Raw genomic sequence first — 25,451 nt, forward strand, 5'->3', positions numbered from 1 at the left:
TGCCAGATTATCTCACTTGGTTTAGTTCAAACAATCTTTTTCTTGAGAAGAAGAGGGTAATGGTGCTTGTTTCCCTGTTCTACGCCTCCTGATCCACCGAGCCCCCTTCCCGCAGCAGCCGTTCGCGGAACGCTTGGAGTTCCTGGCGTTGGGGCAGGAGGCGTTTGCGTGTCGGCCAGTGGGTGCTCATCCACATCGCGGTGAGGGCGAAGAGGCAGAGGGGCCAGATCCAGGCGGGTTTGCCGTGGTGGGTGTAGGCGAAGCCGATGGTCATGGCGAGGGCCATGGGGACGATCAGCCAGAACACGCCGTAGGTGAAGTGGTGGATCTGTCGGCCTAGCTGGGCGATTGCCAGGTCGAGGTCTTCCAGGAGCGTGTTGCCCCGACGCACCTCGTCTCGGCGACGCTGGTCGATCGAAAACAAGAAGTAGCCCGCGCCCAGGAGATAGAGGACCGACCCCGGGATCTGATGGAAGTCGTGGCCCTCGAAGATGGGCTCGGCGACGTTGGCCGCGGCGAGGAACAGCAGGGTGACGCTCCAGCCCGTGTCGACGATGTTCATTTCTTTGGCGGATTGTCGGCCGCGCGATTTCACCTTCTGGCGCAGCGACGATTCGTCCACGGCAAACACAGGGCGATCGGCCTGCGTGTTCCAAGCGATCTGCAAGTCATCGAAATTCATGAGATACCTCCTTCTTCGGCGGCGCGGGTGAGGCGTTGCTTGATGCGGTGGACCTTGACGCCGACGTTGCTTTCGGAAATGCCCAGGGCCTCGGCGATCTCGGCGTAGGGGATGCCATCGAACATCATGAGGGTGACCGAGCGGTCGACTTCGTTGAGCTTGGCGATCTGCTGGTAGAGCCAAGCCAAGCGCTGGTCGTCCGGCTGATCGAGCGGGGTCAGCACCGGCTCGTGCCCGGCCAGCGGTTGGCTGCGGTGTTTCTTCTGCGTCTTAGACCAACGCATCGCGGTGTAGAGCGAGACGCGGTAGATCCACGTTGTTTCCGACGAGGCGTGTTGAAACTTGGGCACCGACCGCCAGAGCTGGGCGCAGATTTCCTGATACAGGTCGTCCTGGTCGTGGATCGTGAAGGCGTAGGCCCGCACGACCTTGAACAGGATGCCGCGGTGCTCGGCGAGCCAGCGATCGAATGTCTGGGCCTGCGCCTTTTGCTCACGGGGTGTCATTCAGGTCCCTGTGTGGATGAAGGCCGCGACGGCCTGGGGGATTTAGGCGGATGCGGTGAACGTCACCGCACCCTTGCCCTCACTAGTGACCGAATCGCCCGCATCTTTGCAGGTCTGTCGCAAAACGCTTGTTTGCGAAACGCAGTTGGGTAGTTTGATCGTTCGTGATAAGCCGATATCATTTGCGGTTGGGCTTGCTCCGTACCCGCCTTGAGTGATCAGACTATGAATGTTTGCAAACCAGCAATGTCCGCGTCGGCTCCCCTCTCGGAGGGGGGGCGTGAGTTGTGGTGGGATAGGCTGGGGATCTTCGCATCGGTGGCGTGCGTGGTGCATTGCCTGGCGGCGCCGTTGTTGCTGCTGTTTTTGCCGGTGCTGGGGGCGTGGTGGTCGCACCCGGCGGCGCACTGGGCGTTGGCGGCGTTGGTGCTGCCTTTGGCGGGTTTTGTGGTGATGCGGGGGTACCGCAAGCACCGTCGGCGGATCGCGGTGGTGGCGCTCGTGTTGGGGTGCGTGTTCATCGTGGCGGGGCTGGTCTTGCCTCACGTTGAGGGGGCGAGCGGGCTGTCGTTCGGGCTGTCTTCGGCTGAGGCGCAGGCGGTGGACCCCGGGCTTGACGAGTTGCTCGTGCTGGCTGGCGACGCTTCGGCCGATGCGGCGGATGAAGAGTGCAGCGACACCTGCTGCCCGTCGTTGGCGGTGGATGCCGAGACGGGGAAGGCGAGCTTCAACTTCCCGCCCGGCAGCGTCGCGACTTTCTTGGGCAGTGTGTTCCTGGTGCTGGCCCACGGGGTCAACCTGCACGGCTGCCTGTGCCTGCGTCGCTCGGCTCAGGCCTCGGCGGACGGCTGCGGGTGTGTCGACGCGTAGACGATGCCTGCGACGCTGACATCGAGCGGGTAAATGTATGAGTCTTTCTGGAGATTTAACTTGGTCATGCTGCGCCTCCAAACTCGGTGGATGATTTTTCTACCTAATTATGAGATAAAAAATTGAGAGTTTTAGGAGGCCGCCTGCGATCTCGGATTATGATTGAATCTTGTTGTTGAAACTTCGGATAAAGTTCTTAAGATTTAGCTGGTCTGCTTGAAAAAAGATACCTGTTCAATTCGGGGGTAATTATGCCTAGTGTTGATGAAGAGCCTTCTGATCTCGGGAAGCTCGCAAAAATATTTAAAAAAAGTAAACAAGGTGGTATATACGCAACGGCACTTGCCCTGGCGGCATGGGCGGGTCAGGAAATGCCATCCGTTAATTCAATCACCGGTCGGAACAGCGGGAGCTATAGTTCGAGTGTTGAAATAGATCTGGGGGCAGCAATATTTGTGCGTTTCGACAAGCCTGCGTCGGACGACGAGAAGGCCGTAAAACAGCAGAAATCTTTTGAAACATGGCTGGTTGATCAGTACGGGGGATTTAGTCGATATGAAGTTCGTACATCGACTTATCCAATAAGCACGGAGCGAGATTGCTTGCTTTATACGATCGCAATCGAGTCGCGCTTGCTAAATGATTTTGGATCGCCGAAAACGAGAAGTGTGGTGCGTACTATAGATTTGAATTTAAAGAAACACTTCACAAGGCTCGAAAGCCCCTTGGTGGTTGGGCATTAGTTGACGGCGGGGTTACTGGCTTGGGCCTATGACTTTTTGCGGTGTTCAAAACACTTGTGGGCCTGATTTGTCTTTTAGCAACAAGATGATTGATAGGGTGGTGAGAAGAGGCAAGGCGGGTAGTTCATGAGGGATTCAGGCCGGCAATTTGGCTGCCAACTTCGGCCATGAGTTTGCGTTGGGTGGCGATGGGGAAGAGGTCGAACTCGCGCGCGATGTTGGAGAACGTCGCCAAGGCGATGAGCGACCACGCGGCGAGGTTGGGCTGGGCGGCGTGGTCGGGCAGGGGGGTGTCGCGGGCCTTGGCGTAGCGTTTGAGCACGTCGGCGATGAACTTGTGGAAGCGTTGGTACATCGCGGTGAGGGCGGCGGAGATCTCGGGGTCGTCGGATTCGGAGAGGCCGGCGAAGATGATGCGGTGCAGGCCGGTCTCGCCGCGGCTCTTGCCCTCTTCGTCGAGGATGCGTCGGGCGGTCTTGCCGGGGTCGGCCGCGTCGGGCTTGGGGTCGGCGGCGAGCTGCTCTTCCCACCAACGGGTCTCGAGCTCGTAGAGGTAGTCCAGCGTCGCTAGGAACATCGCTTTTTTGCTCGGCCAGAGCCGGTAGAGCTGGTTCTCCCGCAGCCCGCACGCCTCGGCGAGGGCGGCGGTGGTGGCGCTTCGGTAGCCCAGGTCGGCAAAGGCTTTAGCGAGCACGGGGGTGAGTTCGGTCTTGCGCTGGTCGCTGCGGTTGGGGCGGGCCATGGGGTTTCCGGGAGGTGGTGGGCGGAAAAACTTACGTAAATCGTAACGCGAACGCTTGACACCGCGTAGACGTAAGTGGATACTTACATAATAACGTAAGTAAACGCTTACTTTATTCCCGATCCCGAAATAATTTCCCTACGAGGAGCCCGTGATGTCCGAAACCGCCGACCTGAATGAGACGACCGACCGCATCAAGCCCGAGATTCAAAAACAAGGATCAAGGGTTGAAGAATGGGACCGCAAACGCCCCGTTCGTTCGGAATGGAACCAGCGACCGCGTCGGCCCCGCCGGTTGGGCGTGCTGCCGACCAAGGCGGTGCGGACCGCGGCGTTCGGCATCATCTCGTTGTCGATCTTTGCCTGCGGGGCGTTGTGCCTGCTGGCCGTGTGGGACTACGCCAACGAGGGCGTGCCCTGGCGGGCGCTGTCGAGCCTGGGCATCGTGGCCGCGACGATGGGGGCGTTTGCTTTCGTCAACGAACTCTTCGGCGAAGCGGAGAAGACCGACGCCACCATCATGGGCGGTGCGGCGTGAAACAGGCCGGATTCAAAGAGCGAGCGAACCGTTTCGGCTGGCTGGTTGTGCTGGGTGCTTGCCTGTTGGCGGGGCTGCCGGGCTGCTTTTTCAGCTCCGCGGTGATGTCGCCTCCCCGGAAGGCTGGGGTGTTGGGGTCGCCGGAAGGTCTTTACCTCGGGGCGGACCGGTCGATCACGGTGCTGGCGGAACTGGACGACCACACCACGCGGGAGAACGTGGGTGTTTACTTGTCGGGTGAGTCGGTCGAACGTTTGATGCAGAAGCAGCACGCCGAGGCCGATTCCGAACTGCAGGTCAGCCTCTATGCCGTCAGCTTTTCGAATCCGAGTTATCCATTACGGGTGATACGTTCGGGAGATGATGGAACGCCGATCCGATCGACGATCGAGCGTGAGGTTGGCTCGGGGCAGTGGCTGGAATACGTCGCCGCGCCAAACGAGTCGGGCTATGTGCTGGAGTCCTCGGCTCGGTTGGGCGGCGAGCCCATCGACCTGACGATCGCAGTCGACCCCGGCAAGCATGTTTGGCGTCATCCGGTGAGCGATGCGATCCGCGTGGTGTTGTTGCCCGGTGCGATCGTTTTGGATGTGATTTCTGCCCCGGTGGTGATTCCGTACGTCGTGTGGGCGCTGTCGTACCCCGCAGGACGGCCGAGTAGTGGTGATTGATGATAATGCGTTGATGGAGACGAACTGCCATGACACTGGGTTTGCTGACATTTGCTTGGGTGTGGTTCTGCCTGGGGATCGTTTCCGGGGCGGTCTTAGGGCTGGTCTTTCACCGCGAAGACGGGTGGGGGGGCTACGGCTCGTGGCGTCGGCGCCTCGCTCGGCTCGGGCACATCGCGTTCTTCGGGACGGGGGTGCTGGTGCTGGCGATGGCGTTGACGGCCCGGGCGTTACCCGAGGTGCAGGCGGTGGCGGACGCGCTGCGTTGGGCCGGGCCGATGGCGGTGGTGGGGGCGGTGACGATGCCGTTGGTGTGTGGGTTGTCGGCGTGGCGCAAGCCGTGGCGGGTGTGGTTTCCGGTGCCGGTGACGGCGTTGGGCTTGAGTGTGTTGGGGTTCACCGCGGCGTTGATACGTGGGGTGTTGGCGTAGGGTGGGCATCGCCCACCGCGGGTAACCGGGTGTGTTTCGGTGGGCGGTGCCCACCCTACGAAAGGTGGTTGTCATGAGGATTGGTTTCATTGCGATGAGTGGTGTGCGGGCGTGTGACCAGGAGTTGCTGCGCCTCGGGTTGACCTTGCCGGGCTTTGTGGAGCGGAGCAAGACGATCGCGTCGCTGCCGAGCCTGGGGTTGTTGACGCTGGCGGGGATGACGCCGCCGCGGCATGGCGTGGTGTACCGCGACATCGAACAGATCGAGGACCTGTCGCTGGGCGACAACTTCGACCTCGTGGCGATCTCGACGTTTAGCGCCCAGGCCCCCGAGGCGTATCGCGTGGCGGACGTGCTGCGGGCGGCCGGGGCGAAGGTGGTCATGGGCGGGCTGCACGTGACGACGCTGCCCGAAGAAGCGCTCCAACACTGCGACGCGGTGATGGTGGGCGAGGGCGAGCTGTGTTGGCCGCAGATCCTGGAGGACGCCGAGGCGGACAACCTGCAGCCGATCTACCGGAGTCAGCCGCAGGAATTCGACCTGCGCGAGTCGCCGATGCCCGCGTACCACCTGCTGGACATGGACCGCTACAACCGGATCACGGTGCAGACGACGCGTGGGTGCCCGCTGCGGTGTGAGTTCTGTGCGAGTTCGATCTTGCTGACGAACAAGTACAAGACCAAGCCGATCGATCGCGTGTTGGCGGAGGTGGATGCGATTTGCGGGCGTTGGCCCCGGCCGTTCCTGGAGTTCGCGGACGACAACAGCTTCATCAACCGCAGGCATTGGAAGCAGCTCCTGCCCGAACTCGCCAAACGCCGGGTGCGTTGGTTCACCGAGACCGATCTATCGATCGCCGAGGACGACGAGCTGCTGGCGATGATGCGGGCATCCGGCTGTGCACAGGTGCTCATCGGCCTGGAGTCGCCCATCGAAACCGGCCTGCACCATCTGGAGCTCCGCAGCGACTGGAAACGCAAACGTCTGCCGTCCTACCGCGACGCGATCCAACGCATCCAGTCCCACGGCATCCGCGTCAACGGCTGCTTCGTGCTCGGCCTCGACGGCCACACCACCGACATCTTCGACCGCGTGTTCGACGCCGCGGTCGACTACGAACTGCACGACGTGCAGATCACCCTGCAGACCCCGTTCCCCGGCACGCCGCTGCATCAACGCCTCAAAGCCCAGGGCCGACTCACCCATGACGGCCAGTGGGAACGCTGCACGCTGTTCGATCTGAACTACGAGCCCATCGGCATGACAGCCGACGAACTCACCCAAGGCTTCCGCGACCTCGCGGTAAGAATCTACAGCGACGACCAGATGGCGTGGCGGCGCGAGACTTTCGCGAAGAAGTATGCGCGGCGGACGAGGCCGATACCTGCGCGATTGATCGCCTGATGGTTGCAGGATGAGCTAGCTTGCGGTTGGCGTATAAACCGGCAAAGTCAACGTAAACGTCGCCCCGCGGTCGGGGTGGGCTTGGGCGGTGAGGCCGCCGCCGTGGGCCATGGCTATGGATTCGCTGATGGCCAGGCCCATGCCCATGCCTTTTTCTTTGGTGGTGTAGAAGGGGTCGAAGACCGAGTCGAGCTGGTCCTGCGTCAGGCGTTTGCCGTGGTCGCGGACGGCGACGGCGACCTGCTTCTCGCCCGCTGGGCGGGTGGTCAGCTCGATGCGTCGCTCGGCGGGCGGGGTTTCGTCCATGGCGTCGATGGCGTTGCGGATGAAGTTCATGATGATCTGTTCGATCTGGATCGGGTCGACCTTCACCGGGCTCGCCTCGGATTCGAGGTGGAGCTCGACCACGACGCGGTGCTCCATGAGCTGTTGGTTGCACAGGTCCAGGACGTTCTTGGCCAAGGTGTTGAGCGTGACCGTCTCGGCCTTGGTCGGGCGTTTGGCGATCATGCTCCGCAGGCGTTTGATCATCTCGCCTCCGCGCTGGGCCTGCTCGTTGATGCGCCCGAGCGTGTCGCGGATGAGCTCGGGGTCCGGCCGGCGGTTTTCCATCCGCTTGGTGAGGCCGGCGGCGTAGTTGGCGATCGCGCTGAGGGGCTGGTTAAGTTCGTGGGCGAGGCCCGACGCCATCTCGCCGAGCATGTTCAGGCGGGTGACGTGGGCGAGTTCTTCCTGGTGGCGTTGTACCTCGGACTGGGCTTCGGTGAGTTCGGTCAGGTCGTTGAAGCCGGTGATGAGCAGTTCGACGCCGTCGCACAGGACGCGCTGCGAGGAGAGGATGATCCGCACGGGCGAGCCGTCTTTGCGTCGGCTCCACAGCTCGCGGTCCTGGACCGCGCCCTTCTCGCGGATAAGCTTGACGATGGCCCGCCGGTCCTCGGGGTTGTAGTAGAGGTTGGGTGAGATCTCGCCGGTCAGTTCCTTGGCGGGGTAGCCGAGGATGGATTCCATCTGGTGGTTGGCGCTGACCACCCGGCCGCTCTCGATTTCCGAGAGGATCATGGGCACCGGAGACGCCTGGACCAGCCGGACCATTAAGTCCGTGGACGGGCCCGCGCCGAACGAGGGGCTTCCGTTGCCCGGGTCAGAATCGGAAGGGGGTTGCGAACGGCCTTGGCGGGTTTCGTCGGCGTCGTGCGACATGCGTTCCCAGTGTAATCCATGGGCGGCGGTTGGCCGTAACGCTGGCGGGGCCGTGCGGTCGTAGTGCGGGACCTCAGGCGTTGTCGCGGGGTTGTTGCCAGTAGGCGGGTTGGTAGCCGTGGCGGACGGGTTTGCCCTCGAACGGCTGGTTGAACGTCGCGTCCACCCCCGCCTCAACCGTGCGCTGGTATTCGTCTTGGGTCATCGCAAAGACGATGGGCATCTCGTCGGCGTAGGCGGGGTGCTTGTCCGCGAGGCCGCGCTGCTGATCCCAGACCAGGTCGTGCGCTTCGATGCCGACGCCCTTGGCCAGGATCATGTAGTCGACGGTGTGCTGCAGCATCTCGCGCACCACCTCGGCATACGCGGGGTTGTCCGCGAGGTTGTTGGTCATCTCCGGGTCCTCGGCGGGCTCGTAGAGATAGATATCCTTGGAGAACGGGATGTAGCCGAAGCGGAACCGGTCGTTCTCGACGATCTTGAGTGAATCGCAGAACTCGCTGAAGTTGGTGGTGCGGGGCGGCGCGTTGCAGGCTCCCAGCGGGCCGAGCAGGCTGCGAGCGGCGCCGAAGGCGCGGGTGTCGCCGGCGATGTCGAGGGCGGTGGCGCCCAGGTCGATGTTGCCCACCAGGGTCTGGCTGCGCGAGCCGGCGTCGAGGCCGGGGTGGTTCGAGAGGATCAGCGGGATCTCGAGGTGTTGGCGGTAGGGGTAGGGGCCTTTTTCCTGGATGCCGTGGTCGCCGAGCATGTCGCCGTGGTCGGTGGAGAACAGGATCGTGGTCTTCTCGAGTTGGCCCGCGGCGTCGAGGGCGTCGTGCACCCGCCCGATCTGCTGGTCGATGAATACGATCATCTCGGCATACGCGATGCGCAGCTGGTCGAGCGCCGGTTTGTCCTTGAACACCGGCAGCACCCGGGCGCTGCGTGTCTCAAGCGAGCTATGGGGGAACGACTCGGGCGCAAAGTTCACCACCGGCGGCAGCTTCTCGGGGTCGCACGCACCCACGACCGTCGACGGCGGGTCGTACGGCTGGTGTGGCCCCTGGAACGAGACCCAGGCGAACATCGGGGCTTCGTCCTGGGCGTGTTGGTCGATGAAATCGATCGTGCGTGACGCGATCCAGTGTTCGTAGTACTCCTCGGGCTCGAAGGCGAACTGCCCGTTTTCGATGTTCCAAACGCCGGTGATCTCGGGGCGGCGGGCTTTGAGCCATTGGAAGTAGTGGTCTTGGTCCCCGAGTCGGCCCTCTTCGAAGAGCTGGCCGATGTGGAAGCCCTTGGTGTCGAGGCCGGGGGTGTGGTGGAGCTTGCCGAACGCGCCGGTGGTGTAGCCGTTGTTGGCCATGCGCTGGGGCAGGTATTCGAGGCCCGGGCGTTCGGGCAGGTCGTTGGCCCAGACGCCGTGGTCGGAGACGAATCGCCCGGTCATCATGCTGGCGCGTCCGGGCCCGCACACGGGCGACTGCGCGATCGCGCGGTCGAACACGACGCCGTTCGCCGCAAGGCGGTCGAGGTTGGGCGTGGGCACGCCCGCGCAGCCGTAGCAGCTCAGGAAGTCGCTGCGGAGCTGGTCACAGAGAAACACGAAGACGTTGCGGCGGGGTTGATGCATAACGGGATTCGGTTGGCCAGAATAGAGAAAGAACGCCCGGAATCCATGCGTGCCTCGGACTTTGGTCGATGACGTCAACCGCGCATTTCTGCGTGAAGAAGACATCCTGGCCGAATCGGCTTCAGCGATGAATGGGCGAGCATCCTAAACGGAGTGCGCTCACTTAGATAGTTGCCGCGGTTTGGCCGAAGGTTTACCGAGAGGCAGATTGCGAACCCGCTTCGCCGGGGTTGGGGCTTGGCCCGGGGGCGCGGTTGAGCAGGTCGAAATAGAGGAAGGGTTGGCTGAGACCGTGGAAGTCTCGGATAGGCCAGCCTTCGGGTCCGCTCAGCACACGGTCCCCGCCGCAGAGGGTCACAAAGCTGTGTCGGCGGAAGGTGGTCGTATGGTTGACGTGTCGGCTCAGCCGGTGGAGGCGCGGCTGTGGCTCGGCGTCCAGCACTTCGCCCAAGGCGTAAGCGGCGGCCCAAGCCCGGTCGGCGTCTTCGTCTTCGAGCTGGAGCAGAAGGGGGGCAACGTCGAACACCGCCCCGGTTTCGGCGGCGGCTCGGACGACCGCGAGCTGCACCCACATCGGCCGGTCGGGCAACGCCCCGGCCTTCTGGATGGCATCGGTGTGGCCGGCGAAGGCCAGGGCCTGTGCGGCGGCTCGTTGACCCAGCAACGTCGAGAAATCGTTACGGCTTGACGACAAGAGCTGCTCGGCCAGTGCCACCCCTTGGCGATCGCCAGCGATCGCAAGGCCTAACGCGACGTACCCGCCCAGCAGTCTGTCGTCAGAACTAAGCTCAAACGATTGGCTACGCAACGCCTCGATGGCTTGGGGCCGGCCTGTGATCCCCAGCCCCATCGCGGCAGCGCTACGCAGCAGTGGCGGCTCGTTACCACGCTTCATGAGCTTGGCCAATTCACGAACGATCTCGCGCTGATCGGAACCCGATAGTGCCCGGCGGCCGGTGACCGGTGTTCCCAGGGCCCAGTCGGCCGTCGCTTCGTTTCGCCGGCTGAGTATGCCAAGGCCGAGCGCTGCGGAGCCCCGCACCAACGCCTCGGGAAGCTGCTGCTCCAAGGCCTTGCCGCCGCCGACCTGGGTGCCGCGTGTCTCGCCTTTGAGCAGGCTCAGCAGGAGGCGCAGCTCTTCTTCCGATTCATCGGTCTGCATCGCCAGCGCCAGCGTCGCCTGGCCCCGCAGCATGTGCAGTTGATTGAGTTCTTCGAACTTCGAGGCATCGTTCTGCTTGCGGCGACCCGGAGTGAGATTGATCGGCTCGGTTGTTCCTTGCCGGGCCAAACGCCGGGTCACGCGTTGGAACGTGCGTATATCCGAGATCTCGGTTTGTGCGGCCAAGCTGGCGAGCGCAGCGGTTTGCAATTCCATTCCGACCCGAGCGGTGGTCGATCCGTGGACGACCAAATCGCCCATCTCTTCTAGCGCCCGGAAAGCGGTGATCGATTCGCCTCGGCGTCGTCGTTCAGCGACTTCCAGACGCCAGCCGTCATTGTTTAGCCGTTGATGTGCCGAGGCGTAGGCGAGGGCTTGCGCCGACAGCGTCGGGTTTCGCGACTCTTGGACGACGGCAGCGATCAGGCGGTCCGCCTCGGGTGCGTCGTGTTGGGCCAGCGCCCAAATCGCCATGCGTCGGACTTCATCGGTCGACCCGTTTTTGACCGCGTGGGCGAGTTCAGCCAGTTCGCTGCGCTCCGCGGTCGGGAGCAGGCCCAGGCCCACCATACGTCCGATCGCGTCGATCTCGCTGCGTTCGTCACGCGACCGTTCGATCAGGGCTTCGCGGCTGCGGGCGTTGGCGGTCAGCCCCAGCGCAGCCCATGCCGCTTCGCGGACCAACGCTTCGGGGTCGTCGATCAGCCCGAGATCGCGGGGCGTGTTTTCCTCGGCCCGTGGCGGGACCTCTCCCAACACCAAGACGGTCACATCGGGGTGTTGCATCCGAGCCAGAGCGAGCAGCGCACCGTAACGGACCTGTGCCGAGTCGTGATCCAGGGCTTCGATAAGTTTTTCGCTGGCCTTTTTGATATCGGTCGGGGCAAGGGGGGCGGCGGGGGCGAACGAAGCGGAGCGTGTTTGGTCAAGGATGGATGGCCAATGGGCTTCCCACCAATGCAGCCAGCGATACCGGGCGTCGATATCGGTGGCGTTTTGACCGGGATGGTGGAGATTAAGTTCTTCTTCGAGGCGTTCGCCCGCCGTGGCAGGCGCAGTGGAAAACAGAGTTAATCCCATGCAAAAGACGATGAACCAACAGCAAGCCAGGGCGTGGTGCCTCATATCCGAGTCTCCGAAATGTGAGTTAAACGAAACGAGCAAGGATCGACGCGTGGCCCAAAACGTCTGATTTCGAGCTTCAACATATCCTTTAAAGACGAGCCGCCCTAGGGTTTTTGCCGAAAAAATCCTGAATCTGAGGCGTTTTTATTCGTCTAAAAGGATTAGATCCCGATGTCTTCGTTCCAGAGGTCGGGCTTTTCTTCGACGAACTTCTTCATCAGCGCGATGCACTGCGGGTCGTTCATGAGGATGAACTCGACGCCGCGTTCTCTGAAGAGGTCTTCAGCGCCCAGGAAGTTCTGGTTCTCGCCGACGAGCACGCGGGGGATGCGGTAGAGCAGGCTGGTGCCGGTGCACATGATGCAGGGGCTGAGGGTGGAGACGAGGGTGAGCTGGGGCCAGTCGCGGCGTCGGCCGGCGTTGCGGATGCAGACGACCTCGGCGTGGGCGGTGGGGTCGCCCTTCTGCACGCGCTCGTTGTGGCCGCGGGCGACGATGGCGTCGTCGTCGGGGGAGTACAGCACGCTGCCGATGGGCAGGCCGCCTTCGTTGTAGCTTTTGAGTGCCTGCTGGTAGGCGGCGTCCATCAATTCTTGATCGGTCATGGGGCTTCCATGGACACGCCGAGGGGAGAAGTGCGGCGTTGAGGTCGGGGTGTAGCAGGATTCGCGGTATCTTAACGCGGCAGTGCTCGGTTTACTCGTTCTATTTTCGGTTGCGTTTGCTTTGCTGATGGCCCTCGGCGCGGGGGCGATCCTGTGGCAGATGAACAAGCCGCGCCGCAAGACGCTGGGCGTCGTGCTCGCGATGGGCGGGGCGGTGGAGCCGGCCGACCTGGAGCTCGAAGGCGAAGAGGTCACGTTCAACCTGTCCGACGGCTCGGCGAGCCCGGGCTGGATCGTGACCGGTGACGTGGCCAACGGGCCCGCCGCCGTCGTGGTACACGGCCACCGCGACAGCCGATTCGGCTCGCTCTACCGCGCCCAGATGCTGCGGCCCTACTGCAGCCACATCGCGGTGTTCGATCTGCCCGGCCACGGCGATGCCCAGGCCAAGCGTTGCCTCATGGGCGACCGCGAGGCGGAGGACATCCACGCGGTGGTCGACGGCCTGCCCGAGGGCATGGTCGGCGAGGCCGGGCTGGTCCTGCTGGGCTACTCGATGGGGGCGACGTTTGTGCTCAAGGCCGCGGCGCTCTGGCCCGAGCTGGTGGAGCGGGGCGGGGTGATCGCGTGTGCGCCGTACCGCTGGTGGGACGAGGGGCTGCGGGGGCAGATGAAGCGGCGGGCGTTGCCGACCTGGCCGATGGTGCCGCTGGTGGCGGGGGTGCTGCACGCCGCGTCGCGGATGAACCTGTCGCTCGGCGAGCGCCCGGGGTTCGACCGCGCAGACGACGCCGCGGCGCTGCAGAGCCCGCTGCTGGTGCTGCACGGCGACGAAGACACGATCTGCCCGTTGAGTGCCGGCCAGGCGATCGCCGAGGCTGCGCCGCGGGGCGAGCTGGCGGTGATCGAAGGCGGGACCCACAACCAATTGCTCGGGGCCGACTACGACGCGGTCCATACGGCGTTATCCGGCTTCTTCAAAAAGCTGGGCAAGCAGCCGTGACGGGGTATGATGAGTGGTTGGGTCCTGCCGTGGCTGCGCGATGAGTGCGTGGCCCGAAGCACGGACCCGGATTGGAGTTCGACGTTGTCCACCTCGACCGCATCCCCCTCGCTGCCCGACCTCTCGCAGAGCCCGACCATCGACCAGGTCGGCGTCCACGAACGCGTCGCGCGGTTCCAGACCCGCAGCATCAAAAAGTCCGCCAAGATGGACGCGCTGAAGATGGCGCTGAGCATGATCGACCTGACCACGCTCTCGGGCATGGACAGCCCCGGCAAGGTCCGCCAGCTCTGCAACAAGGCCAAGCACCTGCACGACGTGGTTGAAGGCTTGCCGAACGTCGCGGCGGTGTGCGTGTATCCCACGATGGTGGCGATCGCCAAGGAAGAACTCGAGGGCAGCGGGATTCACCTGGCGTCGGTCGCGACGGGCTTCCCCGCCGGGCAGGTGCCGTTGTCCGCCAAGCTGGACGACACGAAAAAAGCGGTTGATGCCGGCGCGGACGAGATCGACATGGTGATCAGCCGCGGCGAGTTTCTCCGGGGCAACTACAGCTTCGTCTTCGATGAGATCGTGAAGGTGAAAGAAGCCTGCGGCGAAGCGCACCTCAAGGTCATCCTCGAGACCGGCGAGCTGTCGACCTACGACAACGTACGCAAGGCCAGCGACCTGGCGATGCACGCCGGGGCCGACTTCATCAAGACCAGCACCGGCACGATCAGCCCCGCGGCGACGCTCCCCGTTACGCTGGTCATGCTCGAAGCCATCCGCGACTTCTACTACGACACCGGCAAGATGATCGGCATGAAGCCCGCCGGCGGCATCAAGAACGCCAAGCTCGCCCTGCAATACCTCGTCATGGTCCGCGAAACGCTCGGCCAGGCCTGGCTCAGCCCCGACTGGTTCCGCTTCGGCGCGTCCAGCCTCGCCAACGACGTACTCATGCAGATCGTCAAACAGCAAACCGGGGCGTATCAGTCGGCGGATTACTTCTCTTTGGATTAAGGCAGGTGTTGCCGCAGATTGCGCAGACGACTGCAGATTAATATCAAAATGTTTTGTCTTTAATCGGCGAATATCTGTGAAATCTGCGGCGAATAAACAACACAGGCAAAAGCTACGAAAGCAAAATCGATGACCGCATCACCCACCCTCAACTTCGACACCGACTGGTCCTACGACCCCGCGCCCGAATCGACCAGCCACGCGCAGATCGACGAGCAGTACGGCCTGTTCATCGGCGGCCAATTCGTCGCGCCTCAGTCCGGCAAATACTTCGACACGCTCAGCCCCAGCAGCGAACAGAAGCTCGCGTCCGTCGCCGAGGCGGGGCAGGCGGATGTCGACGCGGCGGTGGCGGCGGCCCGCCAAGCCTACGACAACGTGTGGTCCAAGATGCCCGCGGCGGACCGCGGCAAGTACCTCTACCGCATCGCACGCATCCTGCAGGAGCGGGCCCGCGAGTTCGCGGTCATCGAATCGATGGACGGCGGCAAGCCCATCCGCGAGTCGCGCGACATCGATATCCCGCTCGCTGCGGCCCACTTCTTCTACTACGCCGGCTGGGCGGACAAACTCGACTACACCTTCCCCGGCTCGAAGAAGCCCCAGCCCGTCGGCGTCGCGGGGCAGGTCATCCCTTGGAACTTCCCGCTGCTGATGGCGGCGTGGAAACTCGCCCCCGCCCTGGCGTGCGGCAACACGGTCGTGCTCAAGCCCGCCGAGACCACGCCGCTGACCGCGCTCAAGCTCGCGGAAGTCATCCGTGATGCCGAGCTGCCCGAGGGTGTGGTCAACATCGTCACCGGCGCGGGCGCGACGGGCGCGGCGCTGGTCGAACACCCCGGCGTGGACAAGGTCGCCTTCACCGGCAGCACCGCGGTGGGTAAACGCATCATGCAGGCCCTGGCTGGCACAAAGAAAAAGTACACGCTCGAGCTCGGCGGCAAAGCGGCGAACATCGTGTTCGACGATGCCCCGATCGATCAGGCGGTGGAAGGCATCGTCAACGGCATTTTCTTCAACCAGGGACACGTCTGCTGCGCCGGCTCGCGTCTGCTGGTGCAGGAGTCCATCGCCGACCGTTTGATCCGCAAGCTGCAGGACCGCATGCAGACGCTGATCGTCGGAGATCCGCTGGACAAGAACACCGACATCGGCGCGATCAACTCCAGCATGCAGCTGGAAAAGATCAACGGCTACCTCGCGCTGGGCAGCGACGACGGGGCCGAGCTCTGGCAGCCCGAGTGTGCGTTGCCTTCGGGGCAGGGCTACTGGTGCAAGCCGTCGCTGTTCCTGGGCGCCTCGCAGTCCAGCCGGGTGGTGCAGGAGGAGATCTTCGGCCCGGTGCTGGCGGTACAGACCTTCCGCACGGTCGAAGAAGCTGTGACCAAAGCCAACAACACGCCCTACGGCTTGTCGGGCGGCGTGTGGACCGACAAGGGTTCGAAGATTTTCAAAGTCACCAGCGCGATCAACGCGGGGGTGGTCTGGGCCAACACCTTCAACAAGTTCGACCCCGGCTCGCCGTTCGGCGGCGTGAAGGAATCGGGCGTCGGACGCGAGGGCGGGCTGCAGGGGCTAAAAGAGTATTGCGTGTTGAACTAAACGCTGTTTTGCTCGGATGGATCGGATGATTTCGGATCAAGGCAAACTTGTTTTGGATACCGATGCGTTGACGCATTCCATCATCGGCTGCGCGTTTCGTGTGGCGAACGAGTTAGGCAGCGGTTTTCTGGAGAAGGTCTACGAGAACGCGTTGCGCATCGAGTTGGAGGCGGCGGGCCACGAGGTCAAACAGCAAACACCGTTGGTGGTGCGTTACCACGGCGAGACGGTCGGCGAATATGTGGCGGACTTGTTGGTGGACGGCCAGGTTTTAATCGAACTCAAATCTGTTCAATCCATCAGCCCCGCCCACTATGCTCAATGCAAGAATTACCTGGCCGCGACAGAGCTGGATGTATGCCTGTTGCTTAATTTTGGCCCGACCAAACTCGAGCACAAACGCATCCTGCGGAACTCATTATCCGATTAAATCCGATTCATCCGAGCTAAAATCTAATCAATCATGAAACCCACTGAAGAAACCATTGTGGACACCCCCGAAAGCACTGAAGCGCAGCAGCCAGGTTCGCCGCGGCTGAACGTGCTCAAGACGTACAAGCTGTACATCGGCGGCAAGTTCCCGCGCACCGAGTCGGGCCGGTACTACAAGCTCGAGAGCAACGGCGAGACGCTGGCGAACATGTGCCTGTCGTCGCGCAAGGACTTCCGCAACGCGGTGGTCGCGGCGCGGGCGGCGCAGGGCGGCTGGGCCAAGTCGTCGGCGTTTCTGAAGAGCCAGATCCTGTACCGCATCGCGGAGATGCTGGAGGGCCGGGCGTCGCAGTTCGCCGCCGAGCTGGTGCAGATGGGGGCTGACCCCAGCGAGGCCCGGGCCGAGGTGACCGCGTCGATCGACTTGCTCGTGTACTACGCCGGCTGGGCGGACAAGTACACGCAGGTGTTCTCGAGCGTGAACCCGGTGGCGAGCAGCCACTTCAACTTCTCGATTCCCGGCCCGACGGGCGTGGTGGGCGTGATTGCCCCGGAAGGCACGGGTCTGCTGGGCCTCGTGGGCGCGATCGCCCCGGCGATCGTCGGCGGCAACAGCGCTGTCGTCCTCGCGTCGCAGAGCAAGGCGCTCTGTGCGGTCACCCTCGCCGAGGTGTTGCACACGTCCGATCTCCCGGGCGGCGTGGTCAACCTGCTCACCGGCGAACGCGGCGAATTGCTCGAACACTTCGCGTCGCACATGGATGTCAATGCGGTGGTCTACGCGGGTGCCAACGCCGAGGAACTCGCGGCGTTGCAGTCCGGCGCGACGGGCAACCTCAAGCGCGTCATCTCGCGATCTGATGCGGGCGACACGAGCCCCTACGCCATCCTCGACACGCAAGAACTCAAGACGACGTGGCACCCGATCGGGCAGTGATGGATTTCGCCCAGCATCTTGACATCCACTGCGACCTCGGCCCGTTCCCCACACCCGTAGAGCACGAATGCGCCGCGGTCTGCGTGGGCGGGCGCTACACCCGTTCGGCGGTGCAGGCCTACGCCAACAGCAAGGCAAAAGTGCACACATTGATCGATTGGCCCGGTGGTTTGGGCAAGCCGACGGTCCGGCAGATCGGCGCGGTGGCCGCGGCGAAGGACGGCACCCAAGCGGTCGAAGTGATGGCTTGCCCCGAACATGTGCAGGATGGGAATTTTGCGGCTCTGTGTGATGATGTCATGGGGGTGGTCATCGCGGTGCGTGAAGTCAGCCGTGAGATCGAGGTGCATGTTGCGCTCGACACGGCGTGGCTTGGGCCGGAGGCCGAGTCGATCGAATGCCTGTGCTTGGCGGTCCGGGAATCCGGGGGCGATGGTGTGGTATTGGCGTCGCAGGCCCTGCAGATTGATCCGCAGTACGAGAAACAGGTGGCGAGGTTGGTGCACCACTCGGGTCCGTTGCGGGTGAAAGCGTTGTCGCTGACGATCGAGGCGGGGGTGTTGCTGGATGCGGGGGTGGATCGGGTGGGCGTGTCGAGCCGTGTGTTGGGGTGAAGCGTAGTTCGAGGCAGCGCTACGCTTATCGCGGAGCCAAGGAGACGCAAGGCGCGGAGGCAAGCCTTTGGATTTTGGGGATAAGGCGATGTCTTCTGGATACTTTCTTAAATTGTCTTCCTCCGTGTCTCCGTGCCTCTGCGCTCTCCGTGGTAAGCGAAGCGCTGCCTTGCCCTCTGCTTTGCAAATCCCGAATTCGATTAACCTGTGCGTATGAACAGCATCCAGATTCAAGACGTGAAGATCGGGCCGGGCGAGCCGTTGGCGGTGATCGCCGGGCCTTGCCAGGCCGAGTCGTACGACATGTGTGTCGAGGTGGGCACGGCGATGCGGGACCGCTGCGCCGAGCTGGGGCTGGGATACATCTTCAAGGCGTCGTTCGACAAGGCCAACCGTAGCTCGATCCACACCGAGCGCGGCCCGGGCATCGAAGCGGGTTTGGAATTGATCGCCAAGGTCGGCCAGACGCTGGGTGTGCCGGTGACGACCGATGTGCACGAGCCGCACCAGGCCACGGCGGCGGGCGAGGTGATCGACCTGCTCCAGATCCCTGCCTTCCTCTGCCGGCAGACCGACCTGCTCGTCGCGGCGGCGAAGACCGGCAAGGCGGTGAACGTGAAGAAGGGCCAGTTCCTTTCGCCCGCCGAGATGAAGAACGTGGTGACCAAGCTCACCGAGGCGGGCTGCACGAACCAGATGCTGACCGAGCGTGGCACGTTCTTCGGCTATCACCGTTTGGTGAACGACTTCGCGGGGTTGTACGACATGTCGCAGCTGGGTTGGCCGGTGTGTTTCGATGTGACCCACAGCACGCAGAACCCCGGCGGGGCGGGCACGAGCACCGGCGGTCGGCCCGAGTGTGCGCCGACGCTTGCGCGGTGTGCGGTGGCGGCGAGCGTACAGGCGCTGTTCATCGAGACCCATCCCAATCCCAGCGAGGCGATGTCCGACGCGGCGACCATGCTGCCGGTGCCGCAAGTGGTGGAGCTGTTGGGCGAGTTGGCGAAGCTGCACGCGGTGGTTTCGGGTTCTTAATCTGCGTGTACCGCTCGTGTAACCCGTGTTGTGGCAAAAAAACGAGATCAGGGCGGAATTTTCGTAACCCTGAAGCGATTTGATGCGTCTTAATACTGTCTCGGGGCGTTTCGCGCCCGTATCATGTGAGGTGGTCGCGGCATGATGCCGGGCCGCCGGGAGCTTTGACGCATGACCGCAACGCAACGCACCATCGGACGGGCCCGTCGGCGACTGGTTGGGCAGACCACCCTGCGCGCCTTGGGCTGGTCGCTGCTGCTGGCCAGCGCCGTCGCGGCGGCGGCGGTGGTGGCCACGCAATCCTTCGGTGTCCGGCTGGAGTGGTGGGCGTATGCGACGCTCGGCGGGGTCGCGCTGCTCGTGGCGATTCTGGTCGGCGTGATGCGTCGGCCCGAGCCCGATGCGGTGGCGGTGCTGGTCGACGATCGGCTGAACCTCAAGGACAAACTCGGCACGTCGCTCTACGCCGTGACGCTGGACGACAACGAACTGACCCGCCAGGTGATCGACGACGCGGAACGCGCCGCGGCGAGCGCGAACGTCGGCGAGGCGTTCCCCGTGCGTCCCACCAAGGTGTGGGCGTGGGCGCTCGGCGGGGCGGCGGTCGTGGCGCTCCTGACGCTCGATCCGTTGGGGCTGTACGACAGCGCGCTGCAGCGGGCCGAGGCCGCCAAGGTTCAAGCTGCGGAAGCCCAGGAGCTCGAAGAGCTGCTCGCCCAGGCCAAAGAAGAGGCCGAGAAGCTCGCCGCGGAAGACGAGCCCGAAGCGCAGGATGAAGACGCCGCCGCGATGGACCCGGCCGAGCTCGAAGAACAGCTTGAAGCGCTGCTCACTCAAAAAGACCTGTCCAACCCCGAAGACCAGCGTGAAGCCGCGGCCGAGGTGTCGGACCTGCAAGAGAAGTTTGAGGAAGCGGTCGCCCAGCAGCAGGCCGCGGTCGAGGCGTTGCAGAACACCATGAGCCAGATCGACCCCGGCGAGACCGGCCCCGCCGACCGTTTCGCCGATGCGCTGCGTCGCGGCGACTTCTCCCAGGCTCAGGAAGAACTCGCCAAGCTGGCGGATGAGCTGCAGGCCGGTGATCTGTCGGAGAGTCAGCAGGAAGCGTTGGCCGAGCAGATGTCGCAGCTCTCCGAGCAGTTGGAGCAGCTCGCCGAGCAGCAGCAGGACATGTCTGAGCAGGCCGAGCAAGCGGCGCAGCAGGCGATGGAAAACGCCGGCATGTCGCAGGAGCAGATGGACCAACTCGCCGAGGACGGCTTCGACCCCGAGGCGGTGCAGCAGGCGTTGCAGCAGGCGCTCGAGCAGATGCAGGGCATGAGCGCCGAAGAAGCCCAGCAGATGGCCGAGCAGTTGCAGCAGCAGATGGAAAACGCGATGCAGCAGGCGCAGAACAGCGAGAACGCCGGTGACGCGGCCGAGCAGTTGTCGCAGGCGATGCAGCAGATGTCGCAGGCGATGCAGGAACAGACCCAGCAGAACCAGCAACTCTCCGATGCGCTGCAGCAGATGCAGCAGGAACTCAGCGAGTGTGCCGGGGAGCAGGGCGACCTGCAAGACATGCAGAGCGCCAACCAGAAGTTGCAGGAGGCGTTGGAAAAACTCGCCGGCAACGGCCAACAACCCGGCGAGGGCGGCCCGGGGCAGAACGGCCAGGGCCAAGGCGGGCAGGGAGGTCAGGCCAACAACGGCGTCGGCCCGGGCTGGGGCCACGGCTCAGGCGGCGACCCGCTCGGCGACGAACGCGCTCCCTTGGGCACCGGCAAGCACGCCTCCTCGGATATCCAGGAAGGCAACGGCGGCCGCGTCATCGCGTCGTGGACCCGCGACGGGCAGATGGCCAAGGGCGAATCGACCGTGACGTTCAACCAGGCGGTGACCGAAGCCAAGGCCGAGGCCGAGCGGGCGGTGACCGAAGAGCGTGTGCCCAAGCGTTATCAGAAATCGATCAAGGACTACTTCGGCAACCTGCCGGACTCGCCGGAGGCGGCGGAGTGATTCCGATTTCGGATTGGGGATTTCGGATTGCGGAATCTCCGTCCCGGTCGACCGTTGTGGTATTGGGTCTGTGTGTCTTTCCGAAATCCGAAATCTCCAATCCGAAATCTAGTTGAACTTCCGTCTCGATCATCCCGAACTGCTTCTGCTCTTGCTGCTGGTCTTGCCGATCGGGTGGCTGGGTTGGAAGTATCTGGCGACGGTTGAGCCGATCCGCCGGGGGTTGGCGATCGGGCTGCGGGTCGGGGTGTTGGTGCTCTTGGTGTTGATGCTGGCGGGGCTTCGGGCCGAGCAACGGCACACGGAGCTGACCGTGATCGCGGTGGTGGACCAGTCGCCGTCGATGAGCGTGTTTGGCGAGCCGCCCGTGTCGGCTTTCCCGAACCAGCAGCCGATCAATACTTCTGCCAATCGCAGCATGTCGCAGGCGATCCGCGATTTCCTCGTCGCCGCCTCCGAGGACAAGCAGCCCGACGACCGCTTCGGCGTGGTCACCTACGACAACCGGCCGACCGTCGTGACCCGCCCCGGCAACGAGGTTCGTCTCGACCCGTCAACGGGCGCTCAGGTCCGCGAGGGCACCGACACCGCGAAAGCGCTCGAATGGGCGATGGCCGCCAAGAGCGACGCCAACACCGCGCTCCGCCTGGTCCTCGTGACCGACGGCAACGACACGTCCGGCGACACCCTCGCCGCGGCACGCAACGCCGCAGCGGCGGGCGTGGTGATCGACGTGCTGCCCATCGACTACCGGGTCGGGGAAGAGGTCATGGTCGAAGGCGTGTACACCCCGATCGAGGCCCGCGAAGGGCAGACCGTGGCGGTGCGCGTGGTCCTGCGGGGGACCGCGCCGGCCCGCGGCCAGCTCCAGCTCAAACACGACGGCCGGGTCCTCGACCTCAACGGCGCCGCCGACGGCAAGGGCATCCCCATCGTGCCGTCGGATTGGTCCGACTCCCGGGCCCTGACCGAGCAGCAGCAGGACGCGCAGGGCAACGAGATCGCGGTCGTGTCGGAAGTGCAGTCCGAGTCGGGAAGGTATGTGCTGGCCAAGCAGATCGACGTGCCGATCTTTGCCTCCGGGGCCAACCGGTTCGAGGCGGTGTTCGAACCGGCCGTGATCACGGCTCCCGTCGCCGTGGCGGGAAGCGCGACGGCCTCGTCTGACTCGGTCGTAGTCAACAACAGCGCCGAGTCGTTCACTTTGGTGCAGGGCCGCGGCCGGGTGTTGCTGGTGGACAACGTCGGCGGCGCTCCCGGGAGCATCCTGCCCGAGGCGTTGCAGCAGCGCCAGATCAACCTCGACGTGATCCCGCCCGGCGACTTCCCCCGCGACACCGCGGCGCTGACCCGCTACGACGCGGTGATCTTTCAGAACGTCCCGGCCGAGGCGATCACCGGCCAGCAGCAGACCATGCTCGCCCGCTACGTGAACGACCTGGGCGGCGGGTTCATCATGCTCGGCGGGCCCGACAGCTTCGGCGCGGGCGGCTGGACCAACTCGATCATCGACCAGAGCATCCTGCCGGTCGATTGCGAAATCCCCTCGCAGACCGTGCTGCCCTCGGGTGCGTTGGCGATCGTGATCGACCGCTCCGGGTCGATGGGCGCGCCCGTCGGCAACTCCGGGAAGACCCAGCAGGAGATCGCCAGCGAGGCCGCGGCGCTCGCGGTGCAGACGCTCTACCAGCACGACATGATCGGCGTCGTCGCGTTCGACAGCTTCTCGCAATGGGTCGTCCCCATGCAACGCAACCGCAACCCCCAAGCGGTCATGCGGACGCTGCGCTCGATTAACCCCGGCGGGGGCACGTCCATCCTCGCGGGCCTCGAGCGGGCCTACGAAGGACTCATCCAAAACACGCAGGACCTGCGCGAGTCGTCGATCAAACACATCATCCTGCTCTCCGACGGCGGGGCGGATGAGAACTTCCTGCCTATCATCAACAAGCTCAACCGCGCCAACATCAGCGTCTCGACGATCGGCGTAGGTGATGGGCATCGAGCCGACATCCTCGAAGCCTTAGCGCTTGCAGGCGGGGGTGAGTACCACCCGGTGCTCGACCCCAACGACCTACCGCAGGTGTTCGTCAAAGAGGCACGCACGATCCGCAAGAACCTGATCAAAGAGATCGAGTTCACCCCGCAGCGTCGCAACACCGGCTCGCCGATCATGGCAAACCTGCCTTCGACCCCGTCGCTCAACGGCCTCGTGCTCACCGGGCCCAAGTACGACCGCCGCATCGACATGCCGCTACTCGGCCCCGAGGGCGAACCGCTCTTCGCCCACTGGCAAGTCGGCCTGGGCAAGTCCGCGGCGTGGACCAGCGACGCGACCAACAAGTGGGCCACCCCTTGGCTGAACTGGGGTGGCTACGGCGACTTCTGGGCCCGCACCGTCCGCTACGTCAGCCGGCCCAGCGCCAGCCAGCAGGCCGAGCTCACCGCGACTGTAGAAGGCGACCAACTCCGCGTCCGTCTCGATGTCCCCGTTGACGCCGAAGCTGAGCAAAGCGCAGGGGCTGGTGCGGCCGCTCAGGTCATCCAGGGCAAAGTCCTCCGCCCCGACGGCAACATCACCGACATCGATCTCAAGCAGGTCGGCCCCGGCCTCTACGAAGCCCTCGCCCCCGCCACCGAAACCGGCAGCTATATCCTCAACCTCTTCATGGGTACGCCCGGCGGCGAACAAACCTTCATCGCAGGCGGCGCGACCCGCGCGGCGGGCGAAGAGCTCCGCAAGTTCAAGCCCAACACCCAGCTGCTCCGCGAGATCGCCGCGACCACCGGCGGGCGTGTGCTCGACCCGGCCGACCCGGTGGCGGCAAGTCTGTTCGATCGCACGCACCGTTTCGAGTCGGTCTCCACCCGGCCGCTGCGTTGGACGCTGCTGCCGTGGCTGCTCGGCTTGTTGTTGCTAGACGTGGCCAACCGCCGGATCGCCTGGGACCACCGCGCGATCGCCGCGTGGGCCAAGCAGAAGATGTCGGTGCAGCGACGCACCGCCACCGAGACCAAGCAGACGATGTCCGCCCTCAAGAAACGCCGCAAGTCCGTGCAGCACAGCGGGGCCGAGGGCGCACAAGCAAGCAACGGCGACGCGTTTGTCCCCGTTCCCGAAAAGAAGAAAAAGTTCGAGGCCGCCGCGGGTACGAAGGTGTCCGCCGACTTCGCCGACGCCGTGGGCGGCGCGAAAGCCGCCAGCGAGTCTTCCTCGTTCGCCTCGCAAGCCAAACCCCAATCCGAAACCCCACCGGAAGAAGCCACCACCGCCAACCGCCTGCTCGCCGCCAAACGCCGAGCGAGGGAGAAGAACCAATGATGAAATTCAACAGAATCTGCTCGGATTATTCGGATGTTGCGGATTCAAGGCCGAATGAAGCGAACTCCCCCGCGTCTTGCCCTTCTCCGACCGATCCGATCTATCCGAGCTAAGACACGCCCAATCAATACTCCACCGAAAGGCTAAGCCATGGCCCAAAACGACCTCCCCGAATCCCAGATCCTCGAACTCGCCGCCGACTTCCGACGCGACTACGGCGCCGTCCGCGAACAGATCGGCAAGGCCATCGTCGGCCACGACCAGATCATCGACGGCATCCTCACCTGCCTCTTCGTCGGCGGCAACGCGCTGCTCGAAGGCGTGCCCGGCCTGGGCAAAACGATGCTCATCCGCTCGCTCTCCGAAGCCCTTCGGCTGGACTTCTCCCGCATCCAGTTCACCCCCGACCTGATGCCCGCCGACATCACCGGTACCACGATCGTCGTCGAGAACCAACGCCCCGACGGCACCGTGGCCCGCGAGTTCCAGTTCCAGAAGGGCCCGATCTTCGCCCAGATCGTTTTGGCCGACGAGATCAACCGCGCCACCCCTAAGACCCAGGCCGCAATGCTCGAAGCGATGCAGGAAAAATCCGTCACCGTCGGCGGAACCACCTACCCGATGAGCAAGCCGTTCTTCGTCATGGCCACGCAGAACCCCATCGAGCAGGAAGGCACCTACCCGCTACCCGAGGCCCAGCTCGACCGCTTCATGCTCAAGCTGGACGTGGGCTATTCGAACCGCGAAGAGCTCAACGAGATCGTCAACCGCACGACCGCCGCGGTGACGCCGACGATTGATCCGGTGTTGGATGCCGAGAAGATCGTGACCTACCAGAAGCTCGCCCGGCAGGTGCTCATCGCCCCGCACGTGCAGGACTACGCGATCCGTTCGGTATTGGCGACACACCCCGATGGCGAGTTTGCCACCTCCCTAAGTAAACAGTTCCTGCGCTTCGGCGCGAGTCCGCGTGCGGCCCAGGCCTTAGTCCTTGGCGGCAAGGTCAAGGCGCTACTGGATGGCCGGGCCCACGTCGCCGTCGCCGACATCAGCGACGTGATGCTGCCGGTACTTCGTCACCGCGTGTTGTTGAATTTCGAAGGCCAGGCCGAGGGCATCACCGCCGACATGGTCGTGAACGACATCATCGATAACTTGCCTGTCGAGGTGGCTGGCCTCGGCGTCTGAACCGACACCATCCGACAAGG

General features: G+C 63.9%; 23 protein-coding genes. 16 read left to right on the plus strand and 7 right to left on the minus strand.

All coding sequences use genetic code 11. The annotated features are described in order from the left end of the window. Nucleotides 1-79 precede the first annotated feature (79 nt). Nucleotides 80-682, minus strand: coding sequence for a hypothetical protein (locus HNQ40_RS10680; RefSeq protein ID WP_184677820.1), 603 nt, complete (start codon nucleotides 680-682; stop codon nucleotides 80-82). Continuing rightward, nucleotides 679-1,188 (minus strand): RNA polymerase sigma factor, encoded by a 510-nt coding sequence (locus tag HNQ40_RS10685; protein WP_184677821.1) that lies wholly within the window; start codon nucleotides 1,186-1,188, stop codon nucleotides 679-681. The genes HNQ40_RS10680 and HNQ40_RS10685 overlap by 4 nt, the downstream gene beginning before the upstream one ends. A gap of 225 nt (nucleotides 1,189-1,413) precedes the next feature. Between HNQ40_RS10685 and HNQ40_RS10690 the strand changes: the two genes are divergently transcribed. Then, the gene (locus HNQ40_RS10690; protein WP_184677822.1) at nucleotides 1,414-2,058 is read left to right on the plus strand and encodes a MerC domain-containing protein; all 645 of its coding nucleotides are present in this window, start codon (nucleotides 1,414-1,416) and stop codon (nucleotides 2,056-2,058) included. Between the two features lie 251 nt (nucleotides 2,059-2,309). Beyond that, nucleotides 2,310-2,801 (plus strand): hypothetical protein, encoded by a 492-nt coding sequence (locus HNQ40_RS10695; RefSeq protein WP_184677823.1) that lies wholly within the window; start codon nucleotides 2,310-2,312, stop codon nucleotides 2,799-2,801. A 124-nt stretch (nucleotides 2,802-2,925) separates the two neighbouring features. Here HNQ40_RS10695 and HNQ40_RS10700 read toward each other — a convergent pair whose 3' ends face one another. Further along, on the minus strand, nucleotides 2,926-3,543 hold the full coding sequence (locus HNQ40_RS10700; RefSeq protein ID WP_184677824.1) for a TetR/AcrR family transcriptional regulator: 618 nt from the start codon (nucleotides 3,541-3,543) through the stop codon (nucleotides 2,926-2,928). Nucleotides 3,544-3,697: 154 nt separating this feature from the next. Between HNQ40_RS10700 and HNQ40_RS10705 the strand changes: the two genes are divergently transcribed. The 4 genes from HNQ40_RS10705 to HNQ40_RS10720 all read left to right on the plus strand — a co-directional run bounded on the left by HNQ40_RS10705 (nucleotide 3,698) and on the right by HNQ40_RS10720 (nucleotide 6,588). Next, nucleotides 3,698-4,081 carry a hypothetical protein gene (locus HNQ40_RS10705; protein ID WP_184677825.1) on the plus strand — a complete coding sequence of 128 codons (384 nt, stop codon included), beginning with the start codon at nucleotides 3,698-3,700 and terminating at the stop codon, nucleotides 4,079-4,081. Next, entirely contained in the window at nucleotides 4,078-4,752 is a 675-nt protein-coding gene (locus HNQ40_RS10710) for a hypothetical protein (RefSeq protein WP_184677826.1), read from the plus strand. The genes HNQ40_RS10705 and HNQ40_RS10710 overlap by 4 nt, the downstream gene beginning before the upstream one ends. A 29-nt stretch (nucleotides 4,753-4,781) precedes the next feature. Further along, complete coding sequence (locus HNQ40_RS10715) at nucleotides 4,782-5,183, plus strand: hypothetical protein (protein ID WP_184677827.1); 402 nt, start codon at nucleotides 4,782-4,784, stop codon at nucleotides 5,181-5,183. Between the two features lie 73 nt (nucleotides 5,184-5,256). Next, nucleotides 5,257-6,588 carry a B12-binding domain-containing radical SAM protein gene (locus HNQ40_RS10720; protein WP_184677828.1) on the plus strand — a complete coding sequence of 444 codons (1,332 nt, stop codon included), beginning with the start codon at nucleotides 5,257-5,259 and terminating at the stop codon, nucleotides 6,586-6,588. Nucleotides 6,589-6,603: 15 nt separating this feature from the next. Here the strand turns inward: HNQ40_RS10720 and HNQ40_RS10725 are convergent, their stop codons facing one another. The 4 genes from HNQ40_RS10725 to HNQ40_RS10740 form a co-directional block, all read right to left on the minus strand. Further along, the gene (locus HNQ40_RS10725; RefSeq protein ID WP_184677829.1) at nucleotides 6,604-7,791 is read right to left on the minus strand and encodes an ATP-binding protein; all 1,188 of its coding nucleotides are present in this window, start codon (nucleotides 7,789-7,791) and stop codon (nucleotides 6,604-6,606) included. Nucleotides 7,792-7,864: 73 nt separating this feature from the next. Next, nucleotides 7,865-9,403, minus strand: coding sequence for a sulfatase family protein (locus HNQ40_RS10730; RefSeq protein WP_184677830.1), 1,539 nt, complete (start codon nucleotides 9,401-9,403; stop codon nucleotides 7,865-7,867). Between the two features lie 193 nt (nucleotides 9,404-9,596). Then, nucleotides 9,597-11,645: a HEAT repeat domain-containing protein gene (locus HNQ40_RS10735; protein ID WP_184677831.1), complete on the minus strand. Its 2,049-nt coding sequence runs from the start codon at nucleotides 11,643-11,645 to the stop codon at nucleotides 9,597-9,599. 206 nt (nucleotides 11,646-11,851) lie between these two features. After that, nucleotides 11,852-12,295 (minus strand): nucleoside deaminase, encoded by a 444-nt coding sequence (locus tag HNQ40_RS10740; protein WP_184677832.1) that lies wholly within the window; start codon nucleotides 12,293-12,295, stop codon nucleotides 11,852-11,854. A 127-nt stretch (nucleotides 12,296-12,422) separates the two neighbouring features. Here HNQ40_RS10740 and HNQ40_RS10745 point away from each other — a divergent pair, with 127 nt between their 5' ends. The 10 genes from HNQ40_RS10745 to HNQ40_RS10790 all read left to right on the plus strand — a co-directional run bounded on the left by HNQ40_RS10745 (nucleotide 12,423) and on the right by HNQ40_RS10790 (nucleotide 25,431). Further along, complete coding sequence (locus HNQ40_RS10745; protein WP_246403187.1) at nucleotides 12,423-13,298, plus strand: alpha/beta hydrolase; 876 nt, start codon at nucleotides 12,423-12,425, stop codon at nucleotides 13,296-13,298. Nucleotides 13,299-13,382: 84 nt separating this feature from the next. Beyond that, complete coding sequence (deoC, locus tag HNQ40_RS10750; RefSeq protein ID WP_221435488.1) at nucleotides 13,383-14,303, plus strand: deoxyribose-phosphate aldolase; 921 nt, start codon at nucleotides 13,383-13,385, stop codon at nucleotides 14,301-14,303. A gap of 129 nt (nucleotides 14,304-14,432) precedes the next feature. Next, nucleotides 14,433-15,905 carry an aldehyde dehydrogenase family protein gene (locus HNQ40_RS10755; protein WP_184677835.1) on the plus strand — a complete coding sequence of 491 codons (1,473 nt, stop codon included), beginning with the start codon at nucleotides 14,433-14,435 and terminating at the stop codon, nucleotides 15,903-15,905. Between the two features lie 25 nt (nucleotides 15,906-15,930). Beyond that, on the plus strand, nucleotides 15,931-16,335 hold the full coding sequence (locus tag HNQ40_RS10760; protein WP_184677836.1) for a GxxExxY protein: 405 nt from the start codon (nucleotides 15,931-15,933) through the stop codon (nucleotides 16,333-16,335). 33 nt (nucleotides 16,336-16,368) lie between these two features. Continuing rightward, complete coding sequence (locus HNQ40_RS10765; protein ID WP_184677837.1) at nucleotides 16,369-17,274, plus strand: aldehyde dehydrogenase family protein; 906 nt, start codon at nucleotides 16,369-16,371, stop codon at nucleotides 17,272-17,274. Next, entirely contained in the window at nucleotides 17,274-17,888 is a 615-nt protein-coding gene (locus HNQ40_RS10770; protein ID WP_184677838.1) for a hypothetical protein, read from the plus strand. Before HNQ40_RS10765 ends, HNQ40_RS10770 begins: the two co-directional genes overlap by 1 nt. 213 nt (nucleotides 17,889-18,101) lie before the next feature. Then, entirely contained in the window at nucleotides 18,102-18,923 is an 822-nt protein-coding gene (gene kdsA, locus HNQ40_RS10775) for a 3-deoxy-8-phosphooctulonate synthase (protein WP_184677839.1), read from the plus strand. A 171-nt stretch (nucleotides 18,924-19,094) separates the two neighbouring features. Beyond that, nucleotides 19,095-20,921, plus strand: coding sequence for a hypothetical protein (locus HNQ40_RS10780; RefSeq protein ID WP_184677840.1), 1,827 nt, complete (start codon nucleotides 19,095-19,097; stop codon nucleotides 20,919-20,921). Between the two features lie 112 nt (nucleotides 20,922-21,033). Further along, nucleotides 21,034-24,243: a VWA domain-containing protein gene (locus HNQ40_RS10785; RefSeq protein ID WP_184677841.1), complete on the plus strand. Its 3,210-nt coding sequence runs from the start codon at nucleotides 21,034-21,036 to the stop codon at nucleotides 24,241-24,243. Nucleotides 24,244-24,393: 150 nt separating this feature from the next. Then, a complete protein-coding gene (locus HNQ40_RS10790; protein WP_184677842.1) occupies nucleotides 24,394-25,431 on the plus strand; it encodes an AAA family ATPase in 1,038 nt (345 codons plus the stop codon). Nucleotides 25,432-25,451: the final 20 nt, after the last annotated feature.

Source organism: Algisphaera agarilytica, assembly GCF_014207595.1.
Taxonomy (GTDB): domain Bacteria; phylum Planctomycetota; class Phycisphaerae; order Phycisphaerales; family Phycisphaeraceae; genus Algisphaera; species Algisphaera agarilytica.

Coding starts and splice junctions, on each gene's coding strand:
- HNQ40_RS10680 (WP_184677820.1), bottom strand. CDS start 682: ATGAATTTCGATGACTTGCAGATCGCTTGGAACACGCAGGCCGATCGC.
- HNQ40_RS10790 (WP_184677842.1), top strand. CDS start 24,394: ATGGCCCAAAACGACCTCCCCGAATCCCAGATCCTCGAACTCGCCGCC.
- HNQ40_RS10695 (WP_184677823.1), top strand. CDS start 2,310: ATGCCTAGTGTTGATGAAGAGCCTTCTGATCTCGGGAAGCTCGCAAAA.
- HNQ40_RS10715 (WP_184677827.1), top strand. CDS start 4,782: ATGACACTGGGTTTGCTGACATTTGCTTGGGTGTGGTTCTGCCTGGGG.
- HNQ40_RS10765 (WP_184677837.1), top strand. CDS start 16,369: ATGAAACCCACTGAAGAAACCATTGTGGACACCCCCGAAAGCACTGAA.
- HNQ40_RS10730 (WP_184677830.1), bottom strand. CDS start 9,403: ATGCATCAACCCCGCCGCAACGTCTTCGTGTTTCTCTGTGACCAGCTC.
- HNQ40_RS10685 (WP_184677821.1), bottom strand. CDS start 1,188: ATGACACCCCGTGAGCAAAAGGCGCAGGCCCAGACATTCGATCGCTGG.
- HNQ40_RS10770 (WP_184677838.1), top strand. CDS start 17,274: ATGGATTTCGCCCAGCATCTTGACATCCACTGCGACCTCGGCCCGTTC.
- HNQ40_RS10745 (WP_246403187.1), top strand. CDS start 12,423: ATGGCCCTCGGCGCGGGGGCGATCCTGTGGCAGATGAACAAGCCGCGC.
- HNQ40_RS10735 (WP_184677831.1), bottom strand. CDS start 11,645: ATGGGATTAACTCTGTTTTCCACTGCGCCTGCCACGGCGGGCGAACGC.
- HNQ40_RS10760 (WP_184677836.1), top strand. CDS start 15,931: ATGATTTCGGATCAAGGCAAACTTGTTTTGGATACCGATGCGTTGACG.
- HNQ40_RS10725 (WP_184677829.1), bottom strand. CDS start 7,791: ATGTCGCACGACGCCGACGAAACCCGCCAAGGCCGTTCGCAACCCCCT.
- kdsA (WP_184677839.1), top strand. CDS start 18,102: ATGAACAGCATCCAGATTCAAGACGTGAAGATCGGGCCGGGCGAGCCG.
- HNQ40_RS10690 (WP_184677822.1), top strand. CDS start 1,414: ATGAATGTTTGCAAACCAGCAATGTCCGCGTCGGCTCCCCTCTCGGAG.
- HNQ40_RS10700 (WP_184677824.1), bottom strand. CDS start 3,543: ATGGCCCGCCCCAACCGCAGCGACCAGCGCAAGACCGAACTCACCCCC.
- HNQ40_RS10720 (WP_184677828.1), top strand. CDS start 5,257: ATGAGGATTGGTTTCATTGCGATGAGTGGTGTGCGGGCGTGTGACCAG.
- HNQ40_RS10705 (WP_184677825.1), top strand. CDS start 3,698: ATGTCCGAAACCGCCGACCTGAATGAGACGACCGACCGCATCAAGCCC.
- HNQ40_RS10740 (WP_184677832.1), bottom strand. CDS start 12,295: ATGACCGATCAAGAATTGATGGACGCCGCCTACCAGCAGGCACTCAAA.
- HNQ40_RS10755 (WP_184677835.1), top strand. CDS start 14,433: ATGACCGCATCACCCACCCTCAACTTCGACACCGACTGGTCCTACGAC.
- HNQ40_RS10780 (WP_184677840.1), top strand. CDS start 19,095: ATGACCGCAACGCAACGCACCATCGGACGGGCCCGTCGGCGACTGGTT.